At 62.9% G+C, this 12,015-nt stretch carries 8 protein-coding genes; all 8 read right to left on the bottom strand.

From position 1 onward, the window contains the following. Positions 1-13 precede the first annotated feature (13 nt). The 8 genes from asd to RQP54_RS00855 all read right to left on the bottom strand — a co-directional run bounded on the left by asd (position 14) and on the right by RQP54_RS00855 (position 11,892). Positions 14-1,144, bottom strand: coding sequence for an aspartate-semialdehyde dehydrogenase (gene asd / locus RQP54_RS00890; protein WP_315676240.1), 1,131 nt, complete (start codon positions 1,142-1,144; stop codon positions 14-16). 265 nt (positions 1,145-1,409) lie between these two features. Further along, a complete protein-coding gene (locus RQP54_RS00885) occupies positions 1,410-2,345 on the bottom strand; it encodes a diguanylate cyclase domain-containing protein (RefSeq protein WP_315676238.1) in 936 nt (311 codons plus the stop codon). Then, entirely contained in the window at positions 2,329-7,275 is a 4,947-nt protein-coding gene (locus tag RQP54_RS00880) for a PAS domain S-box protein (RefSeq protein ID WP_315676236.1), read from the bottom strand. Before RQP54_RS00880 ends, RQP54_RS00885 begins: the two co-directional genes overlap by 17 nt. 236 nt (positions 7,276-7,511) lie before the next feature. Then, the gene (leuB, locus tag RQP54_RS00875; protein ID WP_315676235.1) at positions 7,512-8,582 is read right to left on the bottom strand and encodes a 3-isopropylmalate dehydrogenase; all 1,071 of its coding nucleotides are present in this window, start codon (positions 8,580-8,582) and stop codon (positions 7,512-7,514) included. A gap of 69 nt (positions 8,583-8,651) precedes the next feature. Continuing rightward, entirely contained in the window at positions 8,652-9,305 is a 654-nt protein-coding gene (leuD, locus tag RQP54_RS00870; RefSeq protein WP_315676234.1) for a 3-isopropylmalate dehydratase small subunit, read from the bottom strand. Between the two features lie 7 nt (positions 9,306-9,312). Next, the gene (locus RQP54_RS00865) at positions 9,313-9,444 is read right to left on the bottom strand and encodes an entericidin A/B family lipoprotein (RefSeq protein WP_315676233.1); all 132 of its coding nucleotides are present in this window, start codon (positions 9,442-9,444) and stop codon (positions 9,313-9,315) included. A 19-nt stretch (positions 9,445-9,463) separates the two neighbouring features. Next, positions 9,464-10,885 carry a 3-isopropylmalate dehydratase large subunit gene (gene leuC, locus RQP54_RS00860; RefSeq protein ID WP_315676230.1) on the bottom strand — a complete coding sequence of 474 codons (1,422 nt, stop codon included), beginning with the start codon at positions 10,883-10,885 and terminating at the stop codon, positions 9,464-9,466. Between the two features lie 71 nt (positions 10,886-10,956). Continuing rightward, a complete protein-coding gene (locus RQP54_RS00855) occupies positions 10,957-11,892 on the bottom strand; it encodes a LysR family transcriptional regulator (protein WP_315676228.1) in 936 nt (311 codons plus the stop codon). Positions 11,893-12,015 lie beyond the last annotated feature (123 nt).

Here is a 12,015-nt window from a genome sequence, read left to right as displayed (position 1 = left end):
GCGCGCAGGAGGATCAGGCGTCGAGCAGGATGCGCAGCATGCGGCGCAGCGGCTCGGCAGCGCCCCACAGCAGCTGGTCACCGATGGTGAAGGCACCCACGTACTCGGGGCCCATGGCCAGCTTGCGGATACGTCCCACGGGGATGGTCATGGTGCCGGTCACGGCCACCGGGGTCAGGTCCTGGATGGTGGCTTCACGGGTGTTGGGCACGACCTTCACCCACTGGTTGTCGGCGGCAATCATGGCTTCGATGTCGGCCACGGGCACGTCCTTCTTGAGCTTGAAGGTCAGGGCCTGGCTGTGGCAGCGCATGGCACCCACGCGCACGCAGAAGCCGTCCACGGGGATGGCGCTGGTGCCGAAGCCCTCGCCCATGCCCAGGATCTTGTTGGTCTCTGCCATGCCCTTCCACTCTTCTTTGGACTGGCCGTTGCCCAGGTCCTTGTCGATCCAGGGGATCAGCGAACCGCCCAGGGGGACGCCGAAATTGGCGGTTTCTGCGCCGGTGAGCGCACGCTGCTTGGCGATGACCTTGCGGTCGATTTCCAGGATGGCGCTCTTGGGGTCGTCGAGCAGGGCCTTCACTTCAGCGTTCAGGGTACCGTACTGGGTAAGCAGCTCGCGCATGTGTTGCGCACCGCCACCGCTGGCTGCCTGGTAGGTCTGGGTGCTCATCCATTCAACCAAACCGGCCTTGTACAGGGCGCCCACGCCCATGAGCATGCAGCTCACGGTGCAGTTGCCGCCGATCCAGTTGTTGCCGCCCTTGGACAGGGCATTCTTGATGACCGGCATGTTGACGGGGTCGAGGATGATGACCGCGTCGTCCTTCATGCGCAGGGTGGAGGCGGCATCGATCCAGTGGCCGTTCCAGCCGGCAGCGCGCAGTTTGGGGAACACCTCGGTGGTGTAGTCGCCGCCCTGGCAGGAGATGATGATCTCGCAGCGCTTGAGGGCATCGACGTTGTAGGCGTCCTGCAGCGTGGTTTCGTTCTTGGCCTGCGCGGGGGCCTTGCCGCCGGAGTTGCTGGTGGAGAAGAACATGGGTTCGATCAGGTCGAAGTCCTTTTCCTGCACCATGCGATCCATCAATACCGAGCCGACCATGCCGCGCCAGCCGACCAGACCTACCAACTTGCTCATATCAACGCCCTTTCAAAAAAACAAAAATGCCGTTCACGCATTTCAGGCTTCTCTGGCCCGGCTCGTCTGGCCGGGGTGGGCGCACGACGATGCCGGAGCTGGATCAGCCCTTAATGGTCGTGGTTTTGGTGGTGAATGCGCGCACGGCCTTGTCTGCCAGGGCGGCAGAAACAATGGTCAAGGTGACGGGGCGGGCGGCAAACATGGAGGCGATTGTAGTTCAAGTCGCCGATTTTTTGCTCCGCGCGGACTGAATTTTCTTCATTTATGGTTCGCCTACCACAGTGCTTAGCTTGAAACGGTTGCGGCCTTCATCTTTGGCTGCGTAAAGCATCTGATCAGCTGCTTGTTTTAAGGTTTCAATACCGCTGTCGCTCCTGGGCGTGGTGGTGGCGGCGCCAATGCTCACGGTGACCACTGGCGCTGCGCGCGAGAGCGCATGTGGTATCTGCAACGCGGCCACCGCGGACAGAAACCGACTCGCCTGCTTGGCTGCTGCCTGCGCGTCAGCGTCTGAAAGTAATGCAACAAACTCTTCTCCACCATAGCGCCCGACAAAGTCACCCGGTCTGCGCGCGCAGCCAGCAAGGGCTCGCCCTACACGCACCAGACAGCTGTCGCCCGGACCATGGCCGTAGTGGTCGTTGTATTGCTTGAACATGTCGACATCCAGCATCAGCAGAGCCATCGGCGTCTGCGCGCGCCGACAGCGCGACCATTCGCGCTCGCAGACCTGGTCAAAGGCACGGCGGTTGGGAATACCGGTTAGGCTGTCCAGCATGGCCATGCTTTCGAGCAGTTGACTTTGTCGCCGCATGCGGGCATGCGTGCGCACCCGTGCGGTAACGATGAGTTCGTTGAAGGGCTTTGTGATGTAGTCAACCGCACCCAGCACAAAGCCTTGAGCTTCGTCGTGTACCTCGCTGCGCGCAGTAATGAAGATGACGGGAATCCCTTGGGTGGCAGGAGCGAGCTTGAGGCGACGGCATACCTCGTGACCGTCCATGTCGGGCATAACCACATCGAGCAGGATCAGGTCTGGCTGCTGTTCAGCCGCCAAGCGCAAACCCTGGGCTCCGTTTGTCGCGATCAGAAGCTCGAACTCGTCTCGCAACAAGGCGGTCAAGGCCATCAGGTTGATGCGCTCATCATCGACGAGAAGGATGCGGGTCTTTCGGTCGGTGTCAGTGTGAGGGAGCATGGGGCAGGTTCTCCACAAGGTCACAGAGGATGCGCAAGTGTTCCTGCGCCAAGCTGAAATCGAAATCGGCAAGGTATCGGCCCAACTGCAATGCTGCGTCACGTGCGTCCCCTGTGGGGAGCAGGGTAAGCAAATGCGCAAGTGCAGGTTCGGCTTCCAGGCTCTGGGCATCGAGAAGGCCCTTCAAGTGGTCCAGCGAAGCGAGGCAGAGGGAGCGATCGAATACTGTCGCGGCGTCGTGGCCCGAAGGCTCGGCGGGCGATGTCGTTACAACGGGGGCCGTGCGTTTGCGCAGCTGCGCTACCAGTTGCTCCATGGCAGCGTCGATGCGCTCCATGAGTGCGGCGACCGCCGAAAGCTGCTCGGCATTGGCGTGACGCTCTGCCGTCTGTGCCAGAACTTGAAGTTGCGTAGCGCCGAAATAGCCTGCACTGCCCTTGAGCCCATGGGCGGCGCGCGCGGCAGTGGCGATATCTGCGTCCTGGAGCGCTTGGCGCAGCGCACTGACCAATCGCGGACCTTCGGTGGTGAAGGCCAGACACATCGCGGGGGTTGCCGTCATCGCGGTCGCCATGGCTGGGCGGGCGGGTATGGGAACCGCGGGGAGGGGCGGTGACTCACCCAGGGTTTCGGCAATGGCGGCGTGCAAGGCGCTTTCGTCTATCGGTTTGGAGACAAACCCCTGCGCGCCTGCGGCCAGGAAGCGTGCGCGTTCGTCTGCACCCGCATTGGCGGTGCAGGCAATTACAGGAAGGAGCGGGTTGCGGACACCGCGTTCGCCCGCCCGTAGGCTGCGCAACACATCGATGCCGTCCATTCGGGGCATGCGGCTATCGAGGATCAAGAGGTCGAAGTCGTTTGCGGCCAATGCTTCCAGCGCAGCCTCGCCGTCTTCCGCCAAGGTAAAACTGTGTCCCATGCTGGTGACCAGTTCGCGCAGGATCACCTGATTGGTGACGCCATCTTCGGCGCACAACACACGCAAGCTGCGCCCATGCGCCTGTGCGCTGTCGGGTGCCGTCTCTCTTACAGGCTGGCCTTCGGGCAGGGGCAGGTATACGCTGAACGTTGAGCCTTGGCCCGGCGTGCTGGTGACGGTGATGTCGCCACCCATGGACTCCACAATGCTTTTGCAAATAGCCAGCCCCAATCCGGTTCCACCGAAGCGACGTGCTGTGCTGGCGTCCGCTTGTTCGAACTTGCGGAACAGGCGTTGCTGCGCATCCGGGGCGATGCCAATGCCGGTGTCTCGCACTGCGAACTCCAATCCGCCGCTGTGATGTACGCGCACAGATAGACGCACCTCGCCGTGCTGTGTGAACTTGATTGCGTTGCCCATCAGATTGATGAGCACCTGACGCAACCGCGTTGGATCACCCAAGCACCAGATTGGCAGATCCGCGGCAACTTCGGCTACCAGGGACAAGCCCTTGGATTCGGCGCGCTCTTGCAGAATCGTGACGGCGTCGCGCACCACCGTGGCAAGGCGAAAATCCACCTCTTCGAGTGGCATCTTTCCCGCTTGCAGCTTGGAAAAGTCCAGAATGTCGTTGATGATCTGCAGCAAGGTCTCCGCGTTGGACAGGCCGATGGACAGTTTCTCTTGGGTGCCAGTCGATAAGGTGGCATCCTTGAGTGCAAAGCGCAGCATGCCGATGACGCCACCCAAGGGAGTGCGCACCTCGTGGCTGATCATGGCCAGGAAATCACTCTTGAGCTGGTTGGCCACTTCGGCGGCCTGCTTTGCCGCCTGGGTGTCGCGCAATTCGGTTTCGCGTCGGCGTTCGTCCGTGGCATCGCGTGCCACCGACAACAGGATGTCGCCGCCACTGGCGCGAGCGATGGCGGCGAATATGATCATGGTACGTTTTTCGCCAGATCGAGTCGTCAGCGTGGCTTCAAAATCATTGAGCACCGTGTGCTGGTGCAGCAGTGTCAGGAAGCGCTTCTGGTCTCCCGGTTCCGCCCAGATCCCCAGGCCCACTGCCGTCTTCCCAATTACCTGATCGCGGCTCCAGCCCGTAATGCGCTCGAAGCTGGGGTTGATGTCGATGATCGTGGCATCCACCATGCGGGTGATGCAGGCGTAATAGGGGAGGGCCGTGAACATCTGCGCCCAGCGCGACTGGGAGTCGCGTAATTCAGCTTCACGCCGGCGTTCGTCGGTGACGTCGGACGCGATGGTCGCGAGGTATTGCTGACCGTCCACCTCATAGGCCGCAAATGACGCAACCGCATCCAGCACGACTCCGTCCTTGCGCCGAATGTGACCTTCCAAACGCTGTACTTGGCCGTTCGCGGCGCGCAGCTCGCGCTTGATGGTTTCTCGGAACTCTGCGCTGATGATGCCCAGTTCTATGGATGTGCGACCCAACGCTGCGCGGCGTGTCCAGCCAGACATAACTTCGAAGCCCCGGCTGACTTCCAGCAGCTTTCCCGTGGCGAGCTCCGAGATCGCAACATACTCTGGCATGGCGTGAAACAAGGCCTGGTGCATCGCATTGGAATGGCGTATGGCGATTTCTTGCTGGCGCTGTTGCGTTGCATCGCGTGCGATTGAGATCAGGAGATCGCCATCACCAGAATGCACGATGGCGGCCGAGATGATCATGATGCGTTTTTCACCTGAGCGGGTAGTCAGCAGGCCTTCGAAGTCATGCAGCACCGATTGCCGCTGCAACTGGTCCAGGTAGCGCTCACGGTCTTGCAGGTTTGTCCATATCCCCAGGGCCAACGTGGTGCGGCCGATGGCTTCGTCACGCTGCCAGCCGGTGATGCGTTCAAAGCTGGGGTTGACGTCGATGATCTCCCCATCGGTTACACGGGTGATGCAGGCATAGTCGGGCAAGGCGGCGAACATCTGGGCCCATCGGGCTTGCGAGTCACTCAGTGCCTGCTGTTGGACCTTCTGGGTGGTTATGTCCACCATCAAGCCACGCAACCAGCGCGGTTGCCCGTTTTCACTCACTACCGTGACGATGTCGTGCAGCCAGACCGTGCGCCCATCTTTGGCGATGAAGCGGTATTCGAAATCGTGCGCCTCCAACCGCCCCGTGCAGGAGGCACAGAAAGAGGGGGCCCAGGAGCGGTCGTCCGGGTGCAGGTGCTCAACCCAGAAGCCCGGCGTCAGCCAGTCCGAGGTGGCAAATCCCAACATGCGCTCGGCTTGCTGGCTGATGAAAGTGAAGGTGAAGGTGGTGGCGTCGGCTTCCCAGACAATTCCCTGCACGGTCTGGATCAGGTCGGAGAGCCGCTGGTCCGTGGCCCGCAACGCGGCTTCGCGCTGGTTGGCTTCAGTCATGTCCCTGGCAATTGCGACCAGGTACTGGCGCCAGCCGACTTCGTAGATGGCCAGCGAGGCCAAGACGTCGAATGTGTGCCCATCGCGATGGCACAGTTGGGTTGAAAGGCCACGGACCTGACCACCTTGGGCACGCAAGGCGGAGGTGATCCGTGCCCGTTCCGCCACGGAAAGAATGCCCAGCTCAGGTGTCGTGCGCCCGATCGCCTCTTCCCGCGACCAGCCGGTCAATTCCTCAAACCCGGGATTGACTTCCAGGAGTTCACCGGTTTCAAGCAGCGAAATGGTCATGTACTCTGGCACTGCGAGCAACAAGGCGCGGTTTTCCTGTACGCTGCGGTCGAGTCGACGCTTCTGATCCCTGAGTTCGGTGAAGGAGTCTTGCAAGCGCCGCGCCATGCTGTTGAAGGCGCGGGCCAGATCATTGGTTTCTTCCAGCAGGCCGTCTTCAGGCAAGACCGCTTGCACATCCCCCAGCGACAGGGCATTGGCGGCCTTCGCAACGCCTTCGAGGGGGCGCGAGATGATGCGCACCAGGAGCACGCCGCAGACCGCGCCCAGAGTCGCCAACAGCAAGGACACTGCATTGAAACCACGGCCGGTTGGGGCATCGCCCAATAGATCCGATTCGGGCATCAGGCTCACAATGCGCCAGTGGATGCCGGCGGGGTCGTCATACGGTGTGACGCGCCCAAAATATCGCGAGCCGTCCTGGCGCACGGAAAAGCTGACTTCACGTAGCGCTTGCTCACCCATGACCCACGGTGCGGTCGCACGCAATACGGCGCTCGGGCTTTCATCGATCAGCATACGCTGTGCACGCGCACTGCGCCCGCTCCCATCGGCAACCACCGACCCCGGCAGCGAGTGGGCAACGAGGCGGCCTTCCGGGTCAACGATGGCGACAACGCCGTTACGTAGCAAGGGCTCTTCGCGCAGAAATCGGTTGATGCCATCGAGTTTGACATCAGCCTCGACGACGCCGATCAGGTGGCCATTCCTACGTACCGGCGACGTAGCCGAGATGGTGATCTCTGCCTGCTCGTCGTAGTTGGCATAGATCGCAGACCACAAAGCACGACCGCTGTCGGCCGCGGGACGGTACCACGGGCGATGCCGGGGATCGTAGGCGTCGAAGCGAGCGCGCAAGGGGGTACGCAGTGACGGGCCGTCAAAGATGCGCAGGACGTTGCCCGTGGTGCGGTCCTTGCGCATCAGGTTAAAGCGGTCGGGTGTTCCGGGCGCAGTGTCCTCGCGGCGGATGCCGCCATAGTCGCCCGACTCACTGCCGAAGCTCATCACGCTGATGTGTCGCTGCTCCCGATAGAGATCCTGGTACTGGCCCAGTATGTACTCAGTGACGGTGCCTATGTTGGATCGGGTATACAAGCCGTGGCGGCCAATGGCGTCTCCAATGCTGCGTTGGATCCGAAAGGGTTCGCCCAGGAACTCCTGCAGGCTGTTGCGGGTGTTGGTACCCAAGGCATCCAGTACGTGCTGGCTGGCAAGGTCGAGTTCGCGCCTTGTCTCGTCGGCTTGGTGTTGGACCTGCAGCGTGGCGGTCAGGAACAGCAGCGCAAAGAAGGGCGCGCCGATGGCCACCCACAGGGACATGCGCAGCCTAGGCATGGGCAGCTTCTGGCGCGTCTGGGTCCACGACAGCCTCCTCTATCCGTTGGGACGGGGCAGTATAGAAGGCCTCGCTAGGATTCGTCCAGTGGGTGTGGGAGGTGTCGGATTGCTATAAAAATGGAAGCAGTTTGGTCTCGTTTCCCCGTGGGTTGCGGCCAACTGCCTCTAGAAATGGCGGCAAGGGGGTGCAGATCCCGTGGCGACGGGTGCCAACGGGACCTGCACAGGTAGGCCTACGCCAGCGCCTTGACCACCGCGTCGCCCATCTCGCGGGTGCTGACCTTGGTGGTGCCTTGGCTGTAGATGTCGGGCGTGCGCAAGCCTTGCTCCAGCACCTTCTGCACGGCGGCTTCGATGCGTTGGGCGGCCGCTTCCTGGTTCAGGCTGAAGCGCAGCATCATGGCGGCCGACAGGATCGTGGCCAGCGGGTTGGCAATGCCCTTGCCCGCGATGTCCGGCGCGCTGCCGTGGCTGGGCTCGTACAGGCCCTGGCCTTGTGCGTTGAGCGAGGCCGACGGCAGCATGCCGATGGAGCCGGTCAGCATGGAGGCTTCGTCCGAGAGGATGTCGCCGAACATGTTGCCGGTGACCACCACGTCAAAGCGCTTGGGGGCCTTGACCAGCTGCATGGCGGCGTTGTCCACGTACATGTGGTCGAGTTCGACGTCGGGGTACTGCTGGCCCACGTCGGTGACCACGTCTTTCCAGAACTGGAAGGTCTCCAGCACGTTGGCCTTGTCCACGCTGGTGACCTTCTTGTTGCGCTTGCGAGCGGCCTGGAAGGCGACGTGGGCGATGCGCTCGATCTCGGGCTTGGAGTAGCGCATGGTGTCGAACGCTTCCTCGGCGCCGGGGAAGTGGCCGTCCACGGCGGTACGGCGGCCACGGGGCTGGCCGAAGTAGATGTCGCCGGTGAGCTCGCGGATGATCAGGATGTCCAGCCCGGCGATGAGCTCGGGCTTGAGGCTGGAGGCACCGACCAGCTGTTCGTAGCAGATGGCGGGGCGGAAGTTGGCGAACAGGCCCATGTGTTTGCGCAGGCCCAGGATGGCTTGCTCGGGGCGCAGCGGGCGGTCGAGCTTGTCGTATTTCCAGTCGCCCACCGCGCCGAACAGCACGGCGTCGGAGTCCATGGCCAGCTTCAGGGTGGACTCGGGCAGGGGGTGGCCATGGGCCTCGTAGGCGGCACCGCCTACGAGGGCCTGTTCCATCTCAAACGGGAGGCCCAATACGTTGAGGACCTTGACCGCTTCGGCCACGATTTCGGTACCGATGCCATCACCGGGAAGAACTGCAATTTTCATGATGCTATAAAAAGGTGAGCTGCTTACGCAGTATTTATGCGGGCTGGATGCAAAAAACAGGGTGAAAGGTCAGCCGATCATCTGGTGCGCCAGCCAGGGCTTGGTGGCCAGGCGCTCGGCTTCGAAGGCCTTGATCTTGTCGGCGTGGCGCAGGGTCAGGCCGATGTCGTCAAAGCCGTTGAGCAGGCAGTACTTGCGGAAGGGCAGCACGTCGAACGCAATCTCCTCGCCCTGTGCGCGCACGATGCGCTGGCGCTCCAGGTCGATGGTGAGCTGGTAGCCGGGGAAGGCGTGCACTTCGTCGAACAGCTGGGCCACGGTGGCCTCGGGCAGCACGATGGGCAGCAGGCCGTTCTTGAAGCAGTTGCTGAAGAAGATGTCGGCAAAGCTGGGCGCAATGATGGCGCGGAAACCATACTGCTCCAGCGCCCAGGGGGCGTGTTCGCGGCTCGACCCGCAGCCGAAGTTCTTGCGCGCGATCAGGATGCTGGCCCCCTTGTAGCGTGGCTGGTTCAGCACGAAGTCGGGGTTGGGCTGGCGCGCGCTCTCGGGCACGCCGGGCTGGCCGGGCTGGTCCAGGTAGCGCCATTCGTCGAACAGGTTGGGGCCGAAGCCGGTCTTGCGGATCGACTTGAGGAATTGCTTGGGGATGATGGCGTCGGTGTCGACGTTCTCACGGTCCATGGGGGCGACGAGCCCGGAGTGAATGGTGAAGGCTTTCATGGGGTTCTCACTTTTTCTTGGCGACGTCTTCGATCTTCTCGCCGGCCTTCTGCAGGTCCTGGCCGATGCCCTTGACGGTGTTGCAGCCGCCCAGGGCGAACAGGGCGGTCAGCACGGTGGCAGTAACGAGGGTTTTCATGACGGTCTCCTCAAGGAATTCAGGCGAAACGACGTACGTCCACGAAGTGGCCGTGGATGGCGGCAGCGGCGGCCATGGCGGGGCTCACCAGGTGGGTGCGCCCACCGGCGCCCTGGCGGCCTTCGAAGTTGCGGTTGCTGGTGGAAGCGCAGCGCTCGCCCGGCTCCAGGCGGTCGGCGTTCATGGCCAGGCACATGGAGCAGCCCGGTTCGCGCCACTCGAAACCGGCGGCCTTGAAGATCTCGTGCAGTCCTTCGGCTTCTGCCTGGGCCTTGACCAGACCCGAGCCGGGAACCACCATGGCCAACTTGACGTTCTTGGCCACTTTCTGGCCCAGCTTCTTCACCACGGCGGCGGCTTCGCGCATGTCCTCGATGCGGCTGTTGGTGCAGGAGCCGATGAACACCTTGTCCACGGTGATGTCGGTCAGGGCCTTGCCTGGCTGCAGATTCATGTAGGTGAGTGCCCGCTCCATGGCACCGCGCTTGTTGGCGTCCTTCTCCTTGTCGGGGTCGGGCACGGACGCGTCCACACCCAGCACCATCTCGGGCGAGGTGCCCCAGGTGACTTGCGGCAGGATCTGGCTGCCGTCGAGTTCGACTACCGCGTCGAAATGGGCGTCGGGGTCGGAATGCAGGGTGCGCCAGTAGGCCACGGCCTGGTCCCACTCCACACCGGTGGGCGCCAGCGGGCGGCCCTTCACGTACTCGATGGTCTTGTCGTCCACCGCCACCAGGCCGGCGCGGGCGCCGCCTTCGATGGCCATGTTGCACACCGTCATGCGGCCTTCCATGCTCATGGCACGGAACACCGAGCCCGCGAACTCGATGGTGTAGCCGGTGCCGCCCGCGGTACCGATCTTGCCGATGATTGCCAGCACCACGTCCTTCGGGGTCACGCCCGGTGCCAAGGTGCCTTCCACCTTGACGAGCATGTTCTTGGCCTTCTTGGCCAGCAGGGTCTGCGTGGCCATGACGTGCTCGACCTCACTGGTGCCGATGCCATGCGCCAGCGCACCGAAGGCGCCATGGGTGGAGGTGTGGCTGTCGCCGCACACCACGGTCATGCCTGGCAGCGTGGCACCGTTTTCCGGGCCCATGACGTGGACGATGCCCTGGCGCTTGTGCATGAAGGGGAAGAACGCGGCGGCACCGAATTCCTGGATGTTGCTGTCCAGCGTGGTGATCTGTTCCTTGCTGATCGGGTCGGAAATGCCGTCGTAGCCCAGCTCCCAGCCGGTGGTGGGGGTGTTGTGGTCGGCCGTGGCCACCACCGAGCTCACGCGCCAGAGCTTGCGCCCGGCTTCGCGCAGTCCTTCGAAGGCCTGCGGGCTGGTCACTTCATGCACCAGATGGCGGTCGATGTAGAGGACGGAGGTGCCGTCCTCTTCGGTGTGGACGACGTGCTCGTCCCAGATCTTGTCGTAAAGGGTGCGTCCCATGGTGCGTTTCCTGTGTGCTACGTGAGAAAAGTGGATGAAATTGGTGAGTGGCCCCCGTGGATATTGCGCAATCAGCTATCGAAATGGGAGCGGCTGGATTGCTGCAGGTGCTCCACCAGCATGCGGGCGGTGAGTGGCAAGGTGCCGAAGTTGCGGGCCACGAGCTGCAGGGTGCGCTCGGCCCAAGGGTCGGTGAGTGCCACGGCCCGCAGGGCGCCCATGCCGGAGCCCAGTAGGGCAAAGGCCCGGTCGGGCAGCAGCCCAATGCCCAAGCCTGCCTGCACCATGCGGCACATGGCGTCCAGCCCCGTGACCTGGATGCGCAGCCGCAATGGCTTGTTGGCCTGCGTGGCAGCGCGGCGCATGGCCAGGTACAGGGCGCTGTTGCTGTGCAGGCCCACGTGGTCGTAGTCGAGCGTCTGGGCAAAGTCCACTGCGTCGTTCTCGGCCAGTGGGTGCTGTGCAGGCACCACGACGACCAGTCGGTCCTTGCGGTAGGGCTGCGTGACGAGGTCACGCAGCGGCTGGGCGACATGCGCGATGCCAAGGTCGGCCTGTCCCTCGGCCACGGCGCGGGCGATGTCGGTGCTGACGTGTTCCTGCAGGTCGATCTTGATTTGCCCATGGGCGCGGCTGAAGGAAGCCAGGTCTTCGGGCAGGAACTGTACGATGGCCGAGATGTTGGCGTGCACGCGCACATGGCCCTTGATGCCCGCAGCGTATTCATCCAGGTCGACCTGCAGCCGGTCCATGTTGAAGAGCACGGTGCGGGCGTGGTGCAGAAAGGTTTCCCCGGCTGGGGTGAGGTCCACCCCGCGCGCATGGCGGTACAGCAGCGCGGTGTCGACGCTGCTTTCCAGGTCCGACAAGCGCTTGCTCACGGCGGAAGCTGCCAGGTGTTCGCGCTGTGCCGCACGGGCGATCGAGCCTTCCTCGCACACGGCCACGAACAGTTGCATGGACGTGAGGTCCAGGCGGCGTGTGGGCGTGCTTGCGGGGGTCAGCATGGCGGCGGGTAATCGACTTTGGCGATGATTGTTCGGATTATCCGTCAGAAAATTGCCTAGCCATCGTATTGCACGATGGCTGGTGACGAATCCGGGCAGGCATGAAAAAACCGGCCAAAGCCG

Source organism: Curvibacter sp. APW13, assembly GCF_032337135.1.
GTDB lineage: Bacteria > Pseudomonadota > Gammaproteobacteria > Burkholderiales > Burkholderiaceae_C > Allorhodoferax.
The sequence above is the reverse complement of the archived record's forward strand: the minus strand, read 5'-3'. Positions and strand labels throughout refer to the sequence as shown.